Here is a 19,981-nt window from a genome sequence, read left to right as displayed (position 1 = left end):
ACCGGCGAACACGCCCGCGCGGCCGGCCTGCTGCACCACCGCACCACCACCCGCCGCCACCACACCTACGAGAACCTGCTCCTCGCAGCACGTGTTCAGCCATTCGTGCCCGGACCCCGGGACTGACGATGAGACCCTTCCGCAGGGCGGGATCGGCAAGGGGTACGGGGGCAGCGGCCAGGCAGCGTGCTGCGGCTGGGCGGTGAGCAAACGGACGCACCGCCCACAGCGACCCGCCACTCACCCTGTACCCAGGATGCGGGAACCCGCCTGATCACCGTACGAGGCTACGAAGGTCCTGTGGAAGAACACGCAACAGGTAGCCCCGGTTCGATACCTGGGCGAACTTCTCGGTAGGACAACGGCTTCTCAGCCGTCCCCGGTGTCCGAGCTGGAGTTTCGGGGCTGAGTCCCTCTGACCGTTCGCTCACGGCGTCCACAACTCTCGCAGCGTCGCCGTGCGTGACGTCGGTGAGGGGCGGGGGCTGCTTGGCGGCACCCCCAGCAGGTCGCGGCCGTTCCTCCAGCACCGGGCCTCGGCCGTGGCCTACGTCCTGCCCGGCGCCTCATCCGCCGGGGCTCCGGGCGAACCGCTCTGGACTTGAGGTCCTGATCCTGGTCCGCGCCGTTCGCTACTCCTCCTCTGCGGTTCCGGCCCGTGCGGAGGTCCGTACCGGAAAGAGCATGGACCAGCGCACTTCCTCCTCACGCTGCTCCTGCTCCCGTCGCAGCCGTGCCTGGACGGTCAGGCACACTACGGTGGTGGTGCCCGTGACCGCCGGCAGCGCGGCCAGCGCCGGTGCGACCGGCATGAGCAGCAGGAACATCGTGAGGGCCGCCGAGCCCCGCACGGAACCGTCCGGCCAGACGACCTCCACCCGGATTCCTCGTGCACGCGCGAAGGCGACCAGATGCGCGGTGGCGTCCCGGCCGTCCGAGGGCGATCCGTCCCACACGGCGAGCACGGTCCGGCAGGTCGCCACCAGCCGTTCATCGGCGCCGACACACGCGTTGCGGTCCGCCGGATCGAAAGGCAGCAGCCGTACGTGCTCGGCCAGCACCAGCAATTCGCCCGCGGCCGAACGGTCCCGCTCGGGCAGCACGGCGGGGACCGCGCCCTGGGCCGGCAACAGCACCGTCAGCTTCCGCCCGGCCTCCCGGGCGGCCCGCCCGAACACCAACGGCAGCCCCGCCCCGGCCCGTACCAGAGCGGCGGCACCTTCCGCCAAACGGTCCAGCCGCGCTCTCAGTTCGGATTCCACCAACTCCAGGGTTCTGTTGCCGAGGTCCTTGTGCCCGACGACTGCGATCACGATGTTCCCCTCCTCGCGCATCCGCGGCGTGCGATGCATCGCAGTGAACCCATCGGGGGCCGTGCACCACTAGTGACCTGAGTCAGAGATTCGTCGTTGGTCGGGTGTGAGTCGTCCTGGACCGAAGACCCCGCCGTTGTCCGTGACCGATGCCCCAGCGGGCTGCGCTCGAGGGGTGGGTGCGCCGTCGTTCAACTGCTCAGGCTTGGGCGTTTCGGTCCCGGATCGTGCTCGAGTCCGCGGAGGGACATTCGATCGTGGACGTGTCACGCTCCGTGTCCGCCCACTGCGCCGCCTCCACGTCTGCCACGGCATGCGCTTCCGCAGGCTGACCGCCACGGCGGCCTGAGCGGGGCCAGGCCCGGCCGGGTGCCGGGCGGAGGACCCGTGTCGTACCTTCGTGGTACTCATGTCCCATGAGCCAGTTCCGCGACTTCAACCTCAAGCTGCTCGTCATCGAGGAGCTCATGTACGGCCCCGAGCCGCTCCTCCCGGTCTACGACCTGCCCGCGCGGCTGGCCGAGCGGGGGATCGGCGACCCCGCGTCCTACGTCCTGGAGAACGGCCTCCACGCGGAGGTGCTGCCGGAGTCCCGGGCCCATTTCGAGGCCCTGGAGATCCCGGCCGAACTGCTCTCCCGCGTCGAGGAGCTGTGCTTCGACGCCGGGGCGGACGTCTTCCGGCACTGCGCCCCCGCCTGGGACGGCGAGGACGACCTGTTCGACGTCCGCTCGCTCGACGACCTAGCCCTGCTGCCCAACCTGCGGGAGGTCACCTTCGTGGAGGACGGCGTCCTGGCGGTGCCGGATGCGGCGGAGGTCTTCGCCGCATCCGGCATCGACACCGACTGAGCCCTGGTACCCGTTCGTCGCCCGCCGCCCCGGGGGCCCTCAGAGGCCCCGCCGGGGAAGGCCGCGCACCGCCGTCACGTGGCCGACTCCAGCGCCTACGGCTGCTCCGGCGCTCCCGACCGGCCTCGGCTCGCCCAGCTGCTCCGGCAGCGGCGTCGCGTGCACCACGGTCAGCCGGCTACGACGACCCCGAGTACGACAACTACGAGGGCAGCGCCGGTCCGTGCGGGTCAGGTTTAGGGTCAGACACACAGCGTTGAGAACCACGAGGACGACATCGGTCCGTAGCTGGTACGGCCGCAGCGGCCGTGAGGACCGGTTCTCGTCCAGGGCTGTTCGAAGGCTGACCAGTGTGGATCCCTGGAAGTGGACGACCGACCCGCTCCAGCGGACCAGGTCGCCCACCCCCAACAGACCTCGGGGCAGGGCCGATTCTTGAAACCGGCCTTCCTCCTGTTCACGAGACGCCGTCTGGAGACCAGCCCGCGCTGCCGCTTTTCGTAGTTCCTGGGGCCGGCCGGTGGCGGTCTCGGGGCTGACGCCCAGGAGTTCGATGAGGATCCCCGCCGGTGGCTGGGCGGAGAGTCCCATCAGGGCAGAGGTCCGACCCGGGCATGAAAATAGATGCCCAGGCGCTTCAGCCTCGTCCCGAGGTGGTGGCTGCTGAGGGGCTGGCCGGCGAAGGCATGGACAAGGCCGAGGCCAACAAGAAGGCACCGAAGGTCCGTGTGCCGAACCGGAACCGGACCCAGGCCTACTGGCGCGAGACCCGCGGCCAGGGGGTCATCGGCCCGCTGCACGAAGGACAGGAACCCCGCCAACCCTTCGCCTGGTGGGAAGGCGTCAACAACCGCGCCTACTACACCTCGTTCGAGGACGCCGACACGGCGTGGAAGAACTGGCTCGACTCCCTCGCGGGCCGCCGGCCGCCCATGGGTTTTCCGCGCTTCAAGCGCCGCGGCGCCACGCGCGAGTCCTTCCGCATCGTCCACAGCCTGAAGAACCCCGACATACGCTTCGAGGGCCCCCGGCGCCTGCGAATACCGGGCGGAGGCGGACAACCGGCATTCACCGTCCGCCGCCACCAGTCACCACGCCAGCTGACCCGGCTCATCAACTCCGGCCACGCAACCATCACCAGCCCGTCCGGATGCCCGGCGGCATCGACGAGCGGAGCCTGTACTGCCGTCCGCGCCTCGGCGGACGGCAGTTCGTCCATGACCTCGGCAGCGAGCCATTCCAGCCGGACGTCACACCCGACCTCAGCCCTGGAAAACGGGCAATGGCCGCCCCGAATACGGTCGGCGCCCTTGACGGGTAATGGAGTTCCGCCACTATCCTTGCAGGCAGAATATTGGTCTAGACCTCTTGGAGTTCTGGTGGGAAGACGCGTTATCGCTCTGAGCGCTTGTCTCGCACTTGCAAGTTCCATGGCCTTCGGCGCGCTGGCTCAGGGCCCCGTGGCCTTTGCCGCAACTTCGCAGCAGGACCCGCCCGCCACCGCCGAACCGCTGCCGCCCGTCTCCCCCACGCCCCAGTCGCTCACCCGCTCCGGCCGCGATGCCACCGTGACCGGCCGTGTGCTCCTCGTCGCCGACGACGCCACGGACGCGGCAGCGCGTGACCGCCTCGTCCGCGAGCTCAGGAAGCACGGCGCCGACCGGGTCGACATCGTCACGCCCGACAACGTCCCCAAGGCCGCCGCCGGCCTGCTCACCGTGCGGATCGGCCCGGCCGCCCGGCCGGACGTTGCCGAGGCGCTCGGCGAAGTGGCCGCCCCGGACCGCGCAGAGGGATACACCCTGCGGGTCAACGCCAGAGAGCGGGGCGCGCAGATCGCACTGGGCGGCCACGACGCCACCGGCCAGTTCTACGCCGTGCAGACGCTCCATCAGCTCTTCGTCCGCGGCGACGACGGCTGGAAGATCGCTGGCGCGCAGGCCGTCGACTTCCCGTCGATGCCGCTGCGCGGCACGATCGAGGGCTTCTACGGTCAGCCCTGGACGCACGCCGAGCGGCTGGACCAGATGGACTTCTACGGCGACGTCAAGGCCAACACCTATATCTACGCGCCCAAGGACGATCCCTACCACCGCGACAAGTGGCGCGATCCTTATCCCACCGACAAACTCGCCGAACTGGGCGAGCTGGTGAACCGAGCCGGCGCAAACCACGTCCGCTTCACGTTCGCCGTCTCACCCGGCGGCTCGATCTGCTACTCCGACCCCGACGACCGCAAGGCCCTCAAGGGCAAGCTCCAGGCCCTCTACGACCTGGGCACCCGGTCCTTCTCCATCCCTCTGGACGACATCAGCTACACCAAGTGGAACTGTGCGGCCGACCAGGCGGCGTACGGCCAACCGGGACGCACCGCAGCCGCGAAGGCGCAGGTGGATCTGCTCAACGATCTCCAGCGGAACTTCATCGCCACCCATGAGGGCGCCCGCCCGCTGCAGATGGTGCCGACCGAGTACGGCGACCTGACCGACACCAGCTACAAGCAGACGATGCGGGCCACCCTCGACCCCGCGGTCGTGGTCATGTGGACCGGTACCGACGTCGTACCGCCGACGATCACCAACGAGCAGGCCGACGGCGCATCCAAGCTCTTCGGCCGCAAGGTCTTCGTCTGGGACAACTACCCGGTCAACGACTACGGCAACACCAGCGGCCGGCTGCTGCTCGCCCCCTACGACAAACGCGAGGCGGGACTCTCCGAGCACCTCTCCGGCATCGTCGCCAACCCGATGAACCAGCCGTACGCCAGCAAGATCGCGGTCTTTGGCGCCGCGGACTTCACCTGGAACGACAAGGCGTACGACGCGCAGACGAGCTGGGCGCGTGCCATGGCCTACCTCGCGGGCGGTGACCGCCGGGCCACCGACGGGCTGCTCGTCTTTGCCGACCTGGAACACCTGGCCCCGACCTTCGGCACCACCCCCTGGCAGTCCCAGGCACCCGAACTCGCCGGCCATATAGCCGAGTTCTGGAAGGCATGGGACGCGGGCGACCGCACTGATTCTGTCAAGGCGCTGCGCACCTACGCGAACGAAATTGAGGAGACCCCGGCCGCCATCCGCGCCGGATCGGTGGAGCAGGGCTTCGCCGCCGATGCCAAGCCCTGGCTGGACGCCACCCAGCTGTGGGGCATGTCGATGGTGAAGACACTGGACGCGCTCGCAGCCCGGCAGGCCGGTGACAAGGAGAAGGCCGAGGCGCTGCTCGCCGACTCCGAGGCTCTGCAGAAGCAGGCCCGGGCCGTACGGGTCGATCCGGCGCGCAACACATGGGGCAAGGTCCAGCCCAAGGTCGGCGACGGGGTACTCGACTCCTTCCTCATCCAGGCGGGCATCCGGCTTCAGCTGTGGGACGCCGCGGGCGGCTCGGAGAACCTCGCGCTGAAGGGCACGGCGAGCGCATCCAGTGTCGAGCAGAACCTCGACCGGCTCTCGGCCCGGTACGTCAACGATGGTCAGCTCGGCACTCGTTGGGCATCCGGCTACAGCGACAACGAGTGGGTCCAAGTGAAGCTCGCCGCCCCCGCCGAGGTCGCAGCGGTAACCCTCGCCTGGGAGGGCGCCTGCGCGACGGACTACCAGATCCAGACCTCCCTGGACGGGACGAACTGGAGCGAGGCGGCCACCCAGCACCCCGACGGTTGCGGCAATGACGTGATCAAGATCAACTCCGGCAGTGCGGTGCAGTACGTCCGAATGCAGGGCGTTAAGCGGAAGACGACCTGGGGCTACTCGGTCTACGAGATGGGCATCTACGGCTCGCCCGCCGCGGATCCGGCGGTAGCCGCCAGAGCGTAGTCAAGAGGCAGGAGGGCGGTCCGCCCGCGGCGGACCGCCCTTTTGTGTACCTCGTGATCCGTCGCGGGGCCTGCGCCTGCCGAAATCTCATCCGCGCTGGTGGGAGTCGATGTTTCTCGGCTACCGGGCGCCGACCATGAGGGTGGCGTAGTCGCTGACGATGACGCCCGCCTGCTGCATGCGCAGCAGCCCGGCCTCGCGCTTGGCCTGGCTGAAGGTGCCGGAGGCGTCCACGGCGACGTACGTGTCGTGGCCGACGGCCGTCGCAGAGATCGCGGGTAGCGCGGCGCATACTTCGAGCGACACCCCGGCGAAGATCAGCTTCTGTCGGCCGGTGGCCTCGATGGCTTCGCGGACCCGGTCGTCGTGCCAGGCGTTGACAGTGCTGCGGTCAATGATTTTCTGTTCGGCCGGCAGTGCCTGGACCAGTTCGGCGGCGGTCGGCCCTCACATACTGTCGGCCGCGGTGGTGGTGACAACCAGGGGGATGCCCAATACGGTCGCCGCGCGTGCCAGCGCTGCCACGTTGTGTTGGAGCTCGCCGAGCGAGATGTCCCGAACGCCGGACAACAAGCCCACCTGGTGGTCCACCAAGACCACGGCGACGTTCTCGCGGGTGATCGGCTCCAGATACCTGCTGAGCTCGCTCATGTTCCGCTCCTTCAGAGGGTTGAGCCACAGCCCTGTTCGCCAAGTTTAGTGACTCTGACGCCATGCCTCAGCTCTGGAGGCAACCACCGGACATGCCCCGCTCCAGGTCCCTGGAGGAGTCGACGGCGCGGTGGCCGAGCCGCGGGCCGGTGAAGCCATGCCGGGCCGGGCAAGCAGATCGATCCCTCCAGCTCCGCGAAGGATTCGAGGATGGAGTACTTGTTGTCGCGCATGTTCAGGGCAGCTGTCCAGACGGCCCGGAATGAGTACTGGAACGATCCATTGCCGATCCGTTGCCGATGAGGAGACGCACCCACTGTTCGCGCGAGCATTCTCGAACGCCCCGGCCTCCGCGCGCTCGCACCCCGTGCGGCCTGTCTGTAGTGCGGTCGAAGGTGAGGAGCCGGGGGCTGGTCGTGCCGGCGGTGTTGCAGGACTTGCGCGAGTACCGGGATCCCGGTCTCGGCCGAGGACTTGGAGCGGTTCGCGCCCCGGCCTCGCGCTCTCCCGCTCCTCACGGCCACCGTTCGACTCCGAACCGCGGTGCCACGTGTCGCCGACCGGCCGTATCGCGCCTTCAGGGTGCGGGCATGCGACGAATAGAGCCTGCATCCGAGGTTCGTCGGGCTCCGGTTGCGCCGCAGTCGTGCGGACCGCAGGCTGCCCCTATGAACCGCACCCGAGAAGTCGGAGTGCCGCCCATCCTGGTGACGGGCGCAGCGGGCAGTGTCGGTGCCGTCGGACGATCCGTTGTCGAAGGGCTGCGACAACGGGACCTGCCCGTCCGGGCCATGGTGCGTCGGGACGACGAGCGAGCGCAGGCGCTGCGCGCGACCGGCGCCGAGGTCGTCGTCGGAGACCTGACGCGCGCGGGCGACATCGCCGATGCCTTGGCAGGCTGTGCACGCATGTATTTCGGCATGGGTGTGTCGGCACAGTATCTGCAGGCTGCCGTGACTGCGGCGGCCGTCGCGCGTGCTTACGGAGGCCTGGAAGCGTTCGTCAACATGTCCCAGTTGACAGTCGCCGAGATCGGCCTTACCAGCACCTTCGAGTCCGTGCAGCAGCGGCAGCAGTGGTTGGTGGAGCAGGTTCTTGACTGGTCGGCCCTGCCCGTTGTCCAGGTCAGGCCCACCGTGTTCATGGAAAACCCGCTGTTCAGGGTCGGCTTCTCCTCGGTCGCGAAGTACGGAACCATCAGACTGCCCTTCGGCCGGGCGAAAACCTCCCCTGTGGCGGCCGGCGACGTCGCTGCGGTCGTGGAGGAGATCCTGGCCGACCCGGTCCCGCACATCGGCAGGACCTACGAGCTGACCGGCCCGCGCTCGGAGGACGTCGCCGCCATGGCGGCGGAGGCCTCCACAGTTCTGGGCCGACCGGTCACGTACACCGACGTTCCCCTGCGGGAATGGGTCGACCACGATCTCAGGCCGCTGGGGCTGCCCGACCACGTCTTCCAGCACATCACCACCATGGGGCGCCTTCACGCGGAGAATAGATACGACCGCAAGGCAGAAGGCGTCGAGCAGGTCACCGGGCGACCTCCTTCAGGGGTGGCTGAATTCGTCCGTAAGAATCCCAGCCTGTTCAGCCCCTGAAACCGCTTCCCCGTCATGTGTTGTCGAGCTGACCGCTGGGGGCGTCGGCCGACCATCATGCACAGGGCTTGCCGCTGCACGGGTACAGGTGTCGATCTCGAAACCCGAATGAGTAACCGGTCTGCGCGGTGGTCATTGCTACGGCCGACCCCAGGAGCGGCAACATGCCCCGTTCTGAGCCTCCTCGACCGCTTCTCACTCCGTCCGTACCGTCACACGCCGACGACGTGAGACGGGCGCGCCTCCAAGCGGTCGCCGGGGCCAAGGCCAGTTGCGGGCCTGTTCTCCGTCCAAGGCATCCTCAGCCGGTGATCACGGCCTGGAAGCAGGACAGGGTGGCACGGTCGGCGACCGGCGAACCCGGGTCCTGCGACCTGCGGGAAGCCGTGACCCGATCTTCTATCGGAACGGGACAGGCTGTCAGCGGCGCTTCCTCCCGCATGACTTCCCGGCCTTGTCGATGGCCGCCGAAGGCAAACGCGCCTACCGGCGCCGCCAATTCCATGGCTGTGCAGCTGCTCGTCGAGGGCCGACAGGGCGATGTTCGTCAGCAGTGGGGACAGGATGCCGCCTTGCGGGGTGCCGGTCATCGTCTCCCTGCTCTCACCGAGTTCCGTGAGCGGTCCGCTGGTGAAGATAGGACGCGTGGCGGGGGAGGGCTCCTACCCGGTGCGCGTGGAGATCGAGCGCGGTTTCCACTGCCGCGATCAGCTCTTTGAGCGGCTCGTGCTTCCCGAGCCGCGCCCCACCGGGACCCTTCCAGCACCCCTGGTGCCCGAGCCCCGTCGTAGGCTCCACTGCGCGAGCGGCCGCAGAGCATCCACCAGTGCCCGGCCGTCCGGGGCCAGCTGATAGCGGATCTGGGAACTGGACGCGGGGGTCCGGCCGGGCCCGACGGCCGGTCGTTCTTGCGGGAAGCCGGCATCGCGTGTTCCGCGGCCGGCCAGCTGGCCCTTCACTGCTGCAGTCGGGTCGTCAGGACGCGCTCGGCCTGGCCCATCATGTCCCGGACGAGGTCCCCGGCGGGTCGGATGTCGTGGACGAGACCGACGCCCTGACCCATGAGCCAGGGCATCTCCTCCCAGTCGGCCTCGGTCGCGGGTACGGGCGGCAGCACGTTGAACTTGCGCAGCACGGTCTCTTCGCCCTGGAAGACGGTGGTGCCGACCTGTTCGAGTTCGTCACGGTGGGGCGGTACCTCAGCCGGCCGGTCGCTCCACTCGGCCACCACACGGTCGCGCTGCACCCGCATCGGATTGAAATCGGGCCACTCCGGGCCGAAGATCCCAGTGCGTACCGTGTCCTCGCCCAGCGAGGCGATCAGCCTGCGGTGGTGCTCGGGATGGACCTGGGCCTCAGGCGAGGCGACCAGGCGGGTGCCCACCCATACGCCGTCGGCGCCCAGGCACAGGGCTGCGGCGACCTGGCGTCCGTCGGTGATTCCACCGGCGGCGAGTACCAGCGAGTGCTGGCCCACGGCATCCACGACGGCGGGCACACCGACCATGGTGGGCAGACCGCCGTAGTTGTGCCCGCCCGCCTCCCAGCCCTGGGCGACGACGACCTCGACGCCGTCGTCGACGGCACGCCGTGCCGCGTCGGCGGAGCCGACCTGCTCCCACACCGAAATGCCGGCCTCACGGAGCTGCTTGAGCTGGTGGGCAGGCGGGTGGCCCCAGTGGAAGGAGACGATCGGTACCCGCTCCTCGACGCAGACGCGAACGAGTTCGGTGTTGTCGAAGTATGTGATCAGGTTGATGTGGAACGGAGCGCCGGCCACACCCTTGCGGACCTCGTGGATGGTCTGCCGCAGAGTGTCCGGAGACATCAGTCCGGCCCCCACCGCACCGACGCCCCCCGCTTGGGAGACGGCCACCGCCAGCTGCGCGGTGCCGCCCGCGAAGGCCATCCCGGCACAGACGAACGGGTACCGGACGGCAAAGGTCTCGGTGAACCTGGTGGACAGAACGCTCATAACAGAATGTTTCCTATCGGATCGGTTCCTTCTTGGGCGTAGGCTCCCATGAGCCGCCGCCTGCCGGTGTTGCCACGGCGTGGAACCTCCTCGTGGCCGCGGACAGGAGGACGAAGCGAAAGTCGGCCAGGTGACATCGAGTCACCGAGCCCGGCTCTCGGCTCAAGTGCGCGCCGCCGTCGACCAGGAACGACTGGACGTTGATGAAGGCGTCGTCGTTCGAGAAGAGGAGCGCCACCATCGAGGCCATGTCCTCGGACCAGCCGAGATGCGGGGAGCGTATGGATGCCAGGGCTTCGTACCTCCACTTCTCGGTCGTCGTCGCCAGGGCCGAGGCCGTGATGGTTACGCCGGGTGAGAGCAAGCTGCAGCGCGCTCCCTGCCTTCCCGTGAGGCTTGCCGCGTGGTGCGTGAGCCACACGAGGCCGCTCTTGGCCGCCTGATGGGCCACTTTCCTCCGCTCGCCCACTCGGATCGAGCTCGACATCGTGTTGACGATCGATCCGCTCTCCGATGATCTGCTGATGAGTCCTGCGGGCCTGGTCCCGTCGCTGCGGCGCCCAGGTGGTGAAGACGGCGCCCTTCTCCTCGACCGAGGAGAAGGACCTGTCTGCCGGGACGTGTCGCGGACGATGAGAACTTGCCGCTCGACACGTCCTTTGCCGGTGGGGTGGTAGGCGGCCAGGGCATCGATGTCGAAGTGGCCGACGAAACCGACCGCTTCCGGATGCAGCGGAACAGCCTCGCCCGGAAAAACATGCCGACGGGCGACGGTCTTGGTCCGGTCGTAGACGATCGTCATCGGCACCCTGCCAGATCCCGAGCGCGCGGGTGCACCTCCGAGGGGTCCGGCTTGGCGGCCCAGTCAAGTCGCCGAAGCGAGAGGCCCGAATTGTCATGAAATAATGGGGGTGAGGTTGCCCTGTGCGCGACAGACTCCCTACACGTGCGCCTTGGAGTGGTTCATCGTGGCCGTAGCAGCGATCGTCGGTGCTGGAGTCATCGGGATCTCGTGGGCGCGGCTGTTCGGCGCAGCGGGCTGGGAGGTGCGAGTGAGCGACCCCCGTCCCGATCTTCAGGACGTACTGGACCAGCATCTCGCCGGACTGCTGGTGACCGCGTCCGCCGATCTCGCGGAGGCCGCTGCAGACGCGGACTTCGTGCAGGAATCCGGGCCGGAACGGATTTCAGTCAAGGAGGAAATGTTCGCGATCCTCGCCGCGCACACCCGCGACGACGTGGTGCTGGCCTCCTCCTCGTCCTCCCTGCTGCCGTCCGTCATCGCCAAGGGCAACCCGGCGGCCGACCGCATGGTGATCGGTCACCCGTTTAACCCGCCTGAGCTCATGCCCTTGGTGGAGGTGGTGCCCGGGCCGGAGACATCCGTGCGGTCTGTCGACCGGGCGATGGCGGTCTACCAAGAGCTGGGCAAGGTGCCGATCCGACTCAAGAAGGAGATCCCGGGGTTCGTCGGCAACCGCCTTCAAAAGGTCCTCGACGACCAGGCCACCTACCTCGTCCAGCAGGGCGTGATCGACGTGGCGGACCTTGACGACCTGGTCCGGGCGGCGCTCGGTCTCCGGTACGCCACGATCGGCCCGTTCCAGAGCGGGGTTCTCGGCGGCGGCCCGGAGGGGATGCGGCATCTAGTGACACATGTCGCCTCCCAGATGACCTTCGAGATCGGCGAGCCGGACACTGCCGGTATGGGGAGGGTGCTCGACGAGGTCGAGCAGACCTACGGTACTGGTGAGGCGGCCTACGAGCGGCTGGCGGAGCTCCGCGACAACCGCACGCGCGCCGTCCTCAGGCTGCTGGGCTGGCCGGAGCCTCCGGCCACGGCCGACGAAGGGAAGTGACCGGCGGTAATCCTCTGCCACCCCCGCGCTCCCTCTCCTCGGCGAACCGTTGGAACGGGCCTCGTCAAGTAGCCGAGAGAAAGGCGAAGGCCGTGTGGAAGGAACTGCTCGTATTGCAGGTCGTCCCGGGAAAACTGCTGCGGTTGAGCATTCCGGACGGCCGGGTGGAGATCCTCGTCGAGGATGCGGGGGCCTTCCCGGACGGCGTGGTCGTGGAGTCCGGAACGGTCTGCTGGACCACCATGGGCGAACCAGTCGTCAACCCGGCCGAGCCGGGTGAAGCCGGACAGGACTTTTCCCGGCGCAATGGCGGCGTACACGCGATGGACCTCGATGGAGGCGCGCCACGTGAGGTGGTTCCTGCCGGGGCGATCACGACCGGCAAGCAGCTGACCTCCGACGGTGCCGGAACGTTGTACTGGGGCGACCGCGAGGGCCACCGGATCAGCAGGGCACGCGTGGACGGCAGCGGGCTGACCGACCTCGTCGTGAACCCGCCCGAGGAGGGCGTCATGGGCGAGTGCATCGGCGTGGCGGTGGATCCCGCAAGGGGACACCTCTACTGGACACAGAAGGGGCCGGTCAAGGGCGACAAGGGCCGCATCTTCCGCGCCGGTCTGGAGACCCCGCCCGGCGAGAGCACCGGGAACCGTTCGGACATCGAGATCCTGTGGAGTGGGCTGCCCGAGCCAATCGATCTGCACATCGAGGGCGACTGGCTGTACTGGACCGATCGTGGCGCTCCGCCCGATGGCAACACGCTCAACCGGGCCCCCCTTCCCGCAGCCGACGCGTCGGGGAGCGCGCCCGAGATCCTTGCCGGCGGTTTCGAGGAAGCGATCGGCCTAGCCGTGGACGGTGAGGCGGGCGTCGCCTACGTTTCCGACCTCTGCGGCCACATCCGCGCGGTCACGCTGCCCGGTGGTACCGCAGTAGGCGGGGAGCAGCGCGACATCGCCACGCTCTCCCACCCCCTGACCGGCATGGCGGGCCCGGGTGGAGAAGACGGCTGGCTTCAACGGAAGAACCGTCCCTCGCGTAGTGGGACGGATAAGCAATCCGATCTCTGTACAGCACAGAAGGGACGCAGCACATGAACGCGACGCAGGGTGCAGCGCAAGGCATGGGTGAGGGCGCCTTGGGCGCCGTGGGTCCAGCCGGAAACGGACAGGTGGTGCAGCCACCGGTGCTGGGCGGCCCCGAGGAGACCGACTACTACCTGCTGGGGGAGCTCCTCACGGAAGAACAGCAGCAGCTTCGGCACAGGGTCCGGGAGTTCATGGACCGGGAGGTCATCCCGGTCATCAACCCCTACTGGGAGCGTGCCGAGTTTCCGCACGCACTGGTGCCCAAGTTGGCGGAACTGGGGATCGCGGGCTTCCAGATTCCCGGTTACGGATGCCCGGGGATGAGCAATGTGACGGCCGGGGTCGTGATCATGGAGCTGGCTCGCGGCGACCTGAGCATGTCCACGTTCATGGGCGTGCATTCGGCCCTGGCCATGACTTCCGTGGCCTTGCTGGGTTCGGAGGAGCAGAAGCAGCGGTTCCTGCCGGCCATGGCGCGGATGGAGAAGATTGGTGCCTTCGGTCTGACCGAGCCCGCGCACGGCACGGACGTGGTCAAGCTTCAGACGACCGCCCGCCGGGACGGCGACTCCTATGTGCTCGATGGGTACAAGCGGTGGATCGGCAACGCCACTTTTGCCGACTACGTGATCATCTGGGCCCGTGGGGACGACGGGCACGTGGGCGGCTACGTGGTCGAGAAAGACACTGCAGGGTTCGATCCGCAAGTCATCACGGGCAAGACGGCGCTGCGCTGCGTGCAGAACGCCCAGATCTCCCTCAAAGACGTCCGCGTGCCCGCCGAGAACAAGCTCGCCGGTGGCGGGACCTTCCGCGACACCGAGAAGGTCCTGCTGGCCTCGCGCTACTGCGTGGCGTGGGAGTCGATCGGCGCGGCCATCGCGGGTTACGAGACCGCACTGGCCTACGCCAAGGAGCGCAAGCAGTTCGGGATGCCGTTGGCTGCCTTCCAGCTCATCCAGTACCGGCTGGCGCGGATGCTGGCGGACATCACCAGCATGGTGTGCATGCAGTCCCGGCTCGCCCAGTTGATGGACGAGGGCAAGTATTCGATGCCGCAGGTGGCGCTGGCCAAGATGCACTACACCGAACGCGCGCGGGCCATCCTCTCCGACGCCCGCGACATGCTCGGCGGCAACGGGATCATCCTCGACTACCACGTGGCCCGGCACCTGTGCGACATCGAGGCCATCGACACCTACGAGGGCACCGACTCGGTGCAGGCACTGATAGTCGGCCGCGACATCACCGGCTTCAACGCCTTCGCCCCGGTAACACCGAACCCGAGCCACTGACCGCGGGCCGGCGAGCCGACATTTCCCGCCTGGTCGAGGGCGGCCTTCGGTATCGCGCGGGCCCTGCCGAGAAAGGACCTGTCATGGCGGAAACCCCCCTGCTGGAGGGACTCCACGTCGTGGACCTGGCCAGCTTCATCGCCGGTCCCGCCGCAGCCACAATGCTCGGCGACTTCGGCGCCGACGTCGTCAAAGTGGAACCACCCCACACCGGCGACTCCTACCGCATGCTCAGCCGCATCCCTCCCAACCCCCGCGCCGACGGATTCAACTACCCCTGGCAGCTGGACAACCGCAACAAGCGCAGCATCGCCCTCAACCTCAAGTCGCCCGGCGCCAGACCCGTACTGGAACGCCTGGTGAAGTGGGCCGATGTGCTGGTGACCAACTTCCCGCCCCGTACCCGGGCCAAGCTGGGCCTGGACTACGACGACCTGACACCGCTCAACCCCCGGCTGATCTACGCCGATGTCACCGGCTTCGGCGAGGAAGGCCCGGACGCCCACCTGCCCGGCTACGACGTGACCGCGTACTGGGCGCGCAGCGGCCTGATGGACTACACACGCCAGCGCGACGGGGCACCCGCGATGTCGGTGTTCGGATCCGGCGACCACTCCACGGCCGTCTCCCTGTACGCCGGCATCATGACCGCGCTGTACCGGCGGGAGAAGACCGGCGAGGGCGCCCGCGTCACGGCGTCGTTGATCGCCGAGGGCGCCTGGGCGGCCGGCATGTGGCTGCAAGCCGCACTCGTCGGCGGCAAGATTCCTCGACCCGTCGACCGGACCGACCCGCCGAACGCACTCACCAGTGCCTACCGCACGGCGGACGACCGCTGGCTGCTGCTGGCCTTCGCCAACGAGGACAAACAGGTCCCCCTGTTCCTACAGGCCATCGGCCACCCCGAGGCGGCGCAGAACCCGGACTTCGCCGACACACCGAGTCGTCACGCCCACGCGGCCGAGATCGCCGACCTGCTCGACAAGACCTTCGCCACCCGGACCCTCGCCGAGTGGCGCGAAGTGCTCGACGCCGCCGACCTCACCTACGGAATCGCCCAGACGATCGACGAGTTCGCCCGTGATCCCCAACTGACAGCCAACCGCATCCTCGTCCCCATCGAGGACGGCAGCGCAGAGCCGCCCCTGACCATCGACAGCCCCGTACGACTGGACCAGGAGCGGAAGGTCCCACCGCGCCCCGCCCCCGACCTGGGCGAACACACCGACACAGTGCTCCGCGACCTCGGCTTCGACGAGGCCGCGATCACGGGCCTGCGCGAGGCGGAGGCAGTCGACTGAGGGCACGTCCGCCCAGACGCAGCCCAGGGGGAAGGAGAAGGGAACCAGCATCATGACCGAGGCTTCAGGCACCCCCGCGGTGCGCACCGAGCAGCACGACGGCGTCTTCGTGATCATCATCGACCGACCCCAGGCCCGTAACGCCATCAACGGCGCCACCGCGCGGGCGCTGGCCGCCGCCATCGACGAACTCGAGTCACGCGACGAACTCCTGGTCGGCATCCTCACCGGGGCAAACGGCGTCTTCAGCGCCGGCATGGATCTCAAGGCCTTCGCGAAAGGCGACACACCCGTCATCGAAGGACGCGGCTTCGGGGGCATCACCCGCATCGACATCAAGACCCCGCTGATCGCCGCCGTCGAGGGCTACGCGCTGGGCGGCGGCACCGAAATGGCCCTCGCCTGCGACATGATCGTCGCCGCCCGGAACGCCACTTTCGGCCAGACCGAGGTCCATTACGGCATCGTGCCCCCCGAAGGGGGCATGGTCCGCCTCCCCGAACGCATCCCCCGCAACATCGCCCTGGAACTTCTGCTCACCGGCGACCCCCTGCCCGCCGCGCGTGCTGAGCAGCTCGGCCTCGTCAACCACCTTACCGAGCCGGGCGAGGCACTCGCCCAGGCCATGGAACTCGCCTACCGCGTCGCCCACAACGCCCCACTCGCCATCACGGCCGTCAAACGCGTCGTCAACGAGCGCACCGCGTTCCGTGATCGTGACGCCCTGCGCGAACAGGACCGGTTCGTCACGCCCGTACTTGCTTCCCAAGACGCGAAAGAAGGCGCCCGCGCCTTCGCGGAGAAGCGCCCACCCCACTGGCAGGGACGCTGAGCCCTGGCCCCGCAGCCTCCGCCACGCCTTATCGGCGTCGGGCGGCCCGCCCGCGAGCAGCTGCGGGAGCTGCTGATCAGGCTCGCGGGCCGATGCCGTCTGCGACGGCGCCGCGAGGATCTTCTCCTGGAGCGCCTTGGCGCGGTAGTAGGCCAGCTCCGGCACTCGACTGTCCCCTCCAGGACGATGCCGGAGGCCAGGCGGCCGGCTCGCTCAGCGGCGGTGGCGATCACTTCGAACTTCCTGGGGACGTCTGGTCCCCATTCGCGGCCGTGGTACCAACCGTCGGCCATCCGGCCGGTGCGGTCCAACACGATGTCGCTCCACCCGCCCATCCACACAGGGGATCGGCTGCTGCGGCGGCCGTGGCTCAAGGCCCACGCCGACCACACGGTCGAACTCGCCTTCGGCATCGATGACCTGACGCGCACACAAGGCACGCAGGATCAACACCTGTTCCTCGATCCGTCGTCCGCGCGTCAGGAAGTCGGCCCCCATTGCTTCGTACTCGACCGGATTCCAGCCCACGCCGGTCCCGAGTGGACAGCCGGTGCTCGGCACGCCGGGTTCCCGGTCCTCAGTGTGCCGGGTCTGCGGCAGACGGTGGGACCGTCCAGGACGCATGGGTGTTGACCTGGCCCACAGTGGCCCGGGTCAGCTGTCTGTAGTGGTCCGCGATCTTTTCGGCTTGCCCGGCGGGCAGCGCCCCGCCGTGGTCCGCGGCTCGCGCGATGATCTCTTCCGGTCCCAGGGCCCGGTTGGCCAGCACGACAGCGTTGACGGCCGGCCGACGCATCCGGTCGTAGCGGCGGAGAGCAGCGGCGGGGTCATTCTCCCGGGCCAGGCACCAGGCCAGTACACGGGCGTCAACGACGGACTGCGATCCCCCGTTCATTCCCATGGGGAACATCGGGTGTGCGGCGTCGCCGAGCAGGGTGACCCGCCCGAAGCTCCAGCGCGGCAACGGGTCGCGGTCGAGCATCGGGTACTCGTAGATCGCTGAGGAGCGCTCGGCGAGCATCGGGAGGTCGATCCACGGCAGGTTCCAGGACGACAGCCCGGCGCGTGCCTGTGCTGCAGTGATGCGACGGCCGGGGCCGTCCGGAGGTGGGGCGGACAGCCCGTGCCGGACCTCCAGCACCCAGTTCACCAGGGCTTCGCCGTCCGCGTCCGCGGGGTTCTCGATAGGGTAGGCGACGAACTTGGCGCCGGGGGTGCCCCCGGCCACGACGATCGAACGGCCGTCGAGGACGTGCGGGTGGCGCGCGACGCCGCGCCACATGTGGACGCCGTTCCACTGCGGGGCGCTCTCGTCCGGGTGGAGCTGGGCGCGGACTGCGGAGCCGATGCCGTCGGCCCCGACCAGCACGTCGGCGTCAGCGGCCGAGGGCGATCCGCTCGACCGGTCGATGAAGTGGGCGCGGACGTCACCCGCGGTCTGCTCGAATCGCTGGAACAGCAGGCCGGTGCGGACCGAGTCCGGCCCCAGCCGCTCACGCACCGCCGCGAGCAGCAGCATCTGCAGACGCCCGCGGTGGACGGAATGCTGCGGCCAGCGGTATCCGGCCGCGAGTCCCAGCGGCTCCTCCCAGACCACTTCGCCCGACCGGTCGCGGTAGCTCAGCCGACGAGGTGACAGCGCGACGGATTCCAGCTCACCGGCCAGCCCGAGTTCGGACAGCTCCCGGACAGCGTGCGGCAGCAGGTTGATCCCCACGCCGACCGCCTCGACCGTCCGCGCCGCTTCGTACACCTGTGGCTCGAAACCCGCGGCGTGCAGGCTCAGGGCACAGGTCAGCCCGGCGATGCCTCCGCCGACGACGGTCACTCTCATCGCGGTCTGTCCCCGCCCTTCGCCTGGGCCATCGGGCCGGCCTACGCTCGGCTACCCAGCCTCGGGGTACCCGCTGCGTACGTCCAATACACAGCGGTGATGGAAGCCGTCACGGCAACTGATCGCACCGGGGCACGCCGCACGGGACAGCCCTTGGACCTGCGGCAATAACCCGGGCTGTCAGCACAGGAGTTGATAGTTTGTCGGCCATGGAGCTCCGGACCCTTGAGTACTTCATCGCGGTGGCGGAGGAGCGGTCGTTCACCAAGGCGGCGGCCCGCTGCCATGTCGTTCAGCCCGCGATCAGCCAGCAGATCCAGGCCCTGGAGAAGGAGCTGGGAGAGGCACTGTTCGAACGGCTGCCCCGACAGGTGGTCCTCACCTCCGGTGGCGCCGCCCTGCTGCCGCACGCCCGCGCCTGTCTGGCGGCCGCCGCGGCGGCCGTCCTGGAGTTCGCCGACCGTTCCGGTCTGCTCGGCGGCTCGTTCGCGCTCGGCACCGTCGGCGGCCTGGAAGGCACCCGTATCCCCCAACTGCTGGGGGAGTATCACCGCCGGTACCCGCGGGTCGCTGTGAGTCTCATCGGTGCGTCGAGCCCATCTCTGCTGGCGAAGGTCCGCAATGGGGAGATCGACGCGGCCGTGGTCGCGGGGCCGCCTGAGGGCGCGCCCGCCGTCGTCGCGTCGCGGGTGCTCCTGGAGGACCGGATCGTCGCGGTCCTCCCCGCCGGAAGCCGGGCCGCGAACCGGCCGATGCCAGGGCCGTGTTTGGGGAAGCGCCGTCAGGTGTCTGCCGACGCCGGTTTCTTTGGTTGGCTGGGGGCGGCATCTTTGCGGGCGAGGCGCCTGGTCATGAGGGTGATGGCCGCCCAGGTGATCAGCTTCTCGGAGTGCTGGATGAGCCGCTCGTGGTTCTGGTCCCACTTCTGTGGTGTGCCTGCTCCCTGTGACTGTTGTTCTCGCTCGCACGTCTCGCGGGATCGTCTGGAAACTGTCGGTGCCGTCGTCCGGGCTGATGGTTCCGGGTTGTGCGCGAGGTACCGCTCCGGCTGGAAGAACTGCTCTTCCTGGCGGCTCCGGAGATCAGGGTGGTGCCGGTGCAGGACGACGGCGAGGTGATTCGGGTCGGTGTCGGATGTCGGATGCCCCGTCCTGCTGACCTTCCCGTTGCGGGACGGCGGATGGTGCCGCGGCTTCGTGTCCGGCGCTTCACGTGCGAAGACGTCTCATGCGGGCGGCGGACGTTCGTCGAACAGGTCGCGGGCCTGACCCGCCGGTACAGCCAACGGACCGAACGAATACGGTCGGCTCTGGCCGAGGCCGGACTCGCCCTGGTAGGCCGCGCGGGTGCCGGACTGGCCGACGTCCTTGGGGCGAGAGCCGGCCGGGGACACGGTTCTGCGCCCGGTCGACGCTCTCCCGGAGCCTCGGCCACGGACCCCACGGGTAGTCGGCGTTGGATGAGTACGCGATGCTGTCGGCGTACGGACTTTTCTCCCCAGTTGCGTACGGAGGAATGCCCCCAGCTCTGACCACGGGCAGCGGCAGCACGGCAGAGGATCTCGGTTGA

14 protein-coding genes and 3 pseudogenes are annotated in these 19,981 nt (G+C 68.7%); 9 read left to right on the top strand and 8 right to left on the bottom strand.

The window, feature by feature from the left end:
* Nucleotides 1-833 precede the first annotated feature (833 nt).
* A pseudogene (locus tag ACFYY7_RS42815) lies at nt 834-1,313 on the bottom strand (hypothetical protein); the annotation flags it as partial.
* A 416-nt stretch (nt 1,314-1,729) separates the two neighbouring features.
* On the opposite strand from ACFYY7_RS42815, the gene ACFYY7_RS42810 reads away from it, so the two are divergent.
* Nucleotides 1,730-2,164: a DUF6892 domain-containing protein gene (locus ACFYY7_RS42810; RefSeq protein ID WP_388671059.1), complete on the top strand. Its 435-nt coding sequence runs from the start codon at nt 1,730-1,732 to the stop codon at nt 2,162-2,164.
* Nucleotides 2,165-3,594: 1,430 nt separating this feature from the next.
* Nucleotides 3,595-5,979: a beta-N-acetylglucosaminidase domain-containing protein gene (locus ACFYY7_RS42805; RefSeq protein ID WP_388671056.1), complete on the top strand. Its 2,385-nt coding sequence runs from the start codon at nt 3,595-3,597 to the stop codon at nt 5,977-5,979.
* A 120-nt stretch (nt 5,980-6,099) separates the two neighbouring features.
* Here ACFYY7_RS42805 and ACFYY7_RS42800 read toward each other — a convergent pair.
* Together ACFYY7_RS42800 and ACFYY7_RS42795 are read right to left on the bottom strand one after the other, a co-directional pair.
* A pseudogene (locus ACFYY7_RS42800) lies at nt 6,100-6,414 on the bottom strand (isochorismatase family protein); the annotation flags it as partial.
* Between the two features lie 12 nt (nt 6,415-6,426).
* Nucleotides 6,427-6,630 carry a hypothetical protein gene (locus tag ACFYY7_RS42795; protein WP_388671053.1) on the bottom strand — a complete coding sequence of 68 codons (204 nt, stop codon included), beginning with the start codon at nt 6,628-6,630 and terminating at the stop codon, nt 6,427-6,429.
* A gap of 668 nt (nt 6,631-7,298) precedes the next feature.
* Here ACFYY7_RS42795 and ACFYY7_RS42790 point away from each other — a divergent pair.
* Nucleotides 7,299-8,228, top strand: coding sequence for an NAD(P)H-binding protein (locus ACFYY7_RS42790; protein ID WP_388671050.1), 930 nt, complete (start codon nt 7,299-7,301; stop codon nt 8,226-8,228).
* A 955-nt stretch (nt 8,229-9,183) separates the two neighbouring features.
* Here ACFYY7_RS42790 and ACFYY7_RS42785 read toward each other — a convergent pair.
* From ACFYY7_RS42785 to ACFYY7_RS42775, 3 genes and pseudogenes are all read right to left on the bottom strand, one after another.
* The gene (locus tag ACFYY7_RS42785) at nt 9,184-10,203 is read right to left on the bottom strand and encodes an NAD(P)H-dependent flavin oxidoreductase (protein WP_388671047.1); all 1,020 of its coding nucleotides are present in this window, start codon (nt 10,201-10,203) and stop codon (nt 9,184-9,186) included.
* A 13-nt stretch (nt 10,204-10,216) separates the two neighbouring features.
* Nucleotides 10,217-10,690 (bottom strand): SDR family oxidoreductase, encoded by a 474-nt coding sequence (locus ACFYY7_RS42780; RefSeq protein ID WP_388671044.1) that lies wholly within the window; start codon nt 10,688-10,690, stop codon nt 10,217-10,219.
* 1 nt (nt 10,691) lies between these two features.
* Nucleotides 10,692-11,017: pseudogene (locus ACFYY7_RS42775) on the bottom strand (IS21 family transposase); the annotation flags it as partial.
* A 139-nt stretch (nt 11,018-11,156) separates the two neighbouring features.
* On the opposite strand from ACFYY7_RS42775, the gene ACFYY7_RS42770 reads away from it, so the two are divergent.
* From ACFYY7_RS42770 to ACFYY7_RS42750, 5 genes are all read left to right on the top strand, one after another.
* Nucleotides 11,157-12,062: a 3-hydroxyacyl-CoA dehydrogenase NAD-binding domain-containing protein gene (locus ACFYY7_RS42770; protein ID WP_388671041.1), complete on the top strand. Its 906-nt coding sequence runs from the start codon at nt 11,157-11,159 to the stop codon at nt 12,060-12,062.
* A 92-nt stretch (nt 12,063-12,154) separates the two neighbouring features.
* Nucleotides 12,155-13,159 (top strand): hypothetical protein, encoded by a 1,005-nt coding sequence (locus tag ACFYY7_RS42765; protein ID WP_388671038.1) that lies wholly within the window; start codon nt 12,155-12,157, stop codon nt 13,157-13,159.
* A gap of 74 nt (nt 13,160-13,233) precedes the next feature.
* Nucleotides 13,234-14,445, top strand: coding sequence for an acyl-CoA dehydrogenase family protein (locus ACFYY7_RS42760; RefSeq protein WP_388671035.1), 1,212 nt, complete (start codon nt 13,234-13,236; stop codon nt 14,443-14,445).
* 83 nt (nt 14,446-14,528) lie between these two features.
* On the top strand, nt 14,529-15,746 hold the full coding sequence (locus ACFYY7_RS42755) for a CaiB/BaiF CoA transferase family protein (protein ID WP_388671032.1): 1,218 nt from the start codon (nt 14,529-14,531) through the stop codon (nt 15,744-15,746).
* A 52-nt stretch (nt 15,747-15,798) separates the two neighbouring features.
* Nucleotides 15,799-16,578 carry a crotonase/enoyl-CoA hydratase family protein gene (locus ACFYY7_RS42750; RefSeq protein WP_388671029.1) on the top strand — a complete coding sequence of 260 codons (780 nt, stop codon included), beginning with the start codon at nt 15,799-15,801 and terminating at the stop codon, nt 16,576-16,578.
* A gap of 213 nt (nt 16,579-16,791) precedes the next feature.
* Here the strand turns inward: ACFYY7_RS42750 and ACFYY7_RS42745 are convergent, their stop codons facing one another.
* Both ACFYY7_RS42745 and ACFYY7_RS42740 read right to left on the bottom strand, forming a co-directional pair.
* Complete coding sequence (locus ACFYY7_RS42745) at nt 16,792-17,202, bottom strand: LLM class flavin-dependent oxidoreductase (protein ID WP_388671026.1); 411 nt, start codon at nt 17,200-17,202, stop codon at nt 16,792-16,794.
* Nucleotides 17,156-18,412, bottom strand: a complete 1,257-nt coding sequence (locus tag ACFYY7_RS42740) for a flavin-dependent oxidoreductase (protein WP_388671023.1) — start codon at nt 18,410-18,412, stop codon at nt 17,156-17,158. The genes ACFYY7_RS42745 and ACFYY7_RS42740 overlap by 47 nt, the downstream gene beginning before the upstream one ends.
* A gap of 209 nt (nt 18,413-18,621) precedes the next feature.
* Between ACFYY7_RS42740 and ACFYY7_RS42735 the strand changes: the two genes are divergently transcribed.
* Complete coding sequence (locus tag ACFYY7_RS42735) at nt 18,622-19,530, top strand: LysR family transcriptional regulator (protein WP_388671020.1); 909 nt, start codon at nt 18,622-18,624, stop codon at nt 19,528-19,530.
* Nucleotides 19,531-19,981: the final 451 nt, after the last annotated feature.

Source organism: Streptomyces sp. NPDC001933 (assembly GCF_042890955.1).
Lineage (GTDB): Bacteria > Actinomycetota > Actinomycetes > Streptomycetales > Streptomycetaceae > Streptomyces.
Note: the sequence above shows the minus strand (reverse complement) of the source record. Positions and strands in the feature narration are given on the sequence as shown.

Excerpts from the sequence above, each read along its gene's own strand:
- ACFYY7_RS42755 (WP_388671032.1), top strand. The coding sequence starts at position 14,529 with ATGGCGGAAACCCCCCTGCTGGAGGGACTCCACGTCGTGGACCTGGCC.
- ACFYY7_RS42740 (WP_388671023.1), bottom strand. The coding sequence starts at position 18,412 with ATGAGAGTGACCGTCGTCGGCGGAGGCATCGCCGGGCTGACCTGTGCC.
- ACFYY7_RS42785 (WP_388671047.1), bottom strand. The coding sequence starts at position 10,203 with ATGAGCGTTCTGTCCACCAGGTTCACCGAGACCTTTGCCGTCCGGTAC.
- ACFYY7_RS42780 (WP_388671044.1), bottom strand. The coding sequence starts at position 10,690 with ATGTCGAGCTCGATCCGAGTGGGCGAGCGGAGGAAAGTGGCCCATCAG.
- ACFYY7_RS42805 (WP_388671056.1), top strand. The coding sequence starts at position 3,595 with ATGGCCTTCGGCGCGCTGGCTCAGGGCCCCGTGGCCTTTGCCGCAACT.
- ACFYY7_RS42810 (WP_388671059.1), top strand. The coding sequence starts at position 1,730 with ATGAGCCAGTTCCGCGACTTCAACCTCAAGCTGCTCGTCATCGAGGAG.
- ACFYY7_RS42750 (WP_388671029.1), top strand. The coding sequence starts at position 15,799 with ATGACCGAGGCTTCAGGCACCCCCGCGGTGCGCACCGAGCAGCACGAC.
- ACFYY7_RS42795 (WP_388671053.1), bottom strand. The coding sequence starts at position 6,630 with ATGAGCGAGCTCAGCAGGTATCTGGAGCCGATCACCCGCGAGAACGTC.
- ACFYY7_RS42745 (WP_388671026.1), bottom strand. The coding sequence starts at position 17,202 with ATGCGTCCTGGACGGTCCCACCGTCTGCCGCAGACCCGGCACACTGAG.
- ACFYY7_RS42790 (WP_388671050.1), top strand. The coding sequence starts at position 7,299 with ATGAACCGCACCCGAGAAGTCGGAGTGCCGCCCATCCTGGTGACGGGC.
- ACFYY7_RS42735 (WP_388671020.1), top strand. The coding sequence starts at position 18,622 with ATGGAGCTCCGGACCCTTGAGTACTTCATCGCGGTGGCGGAGGAGCGG.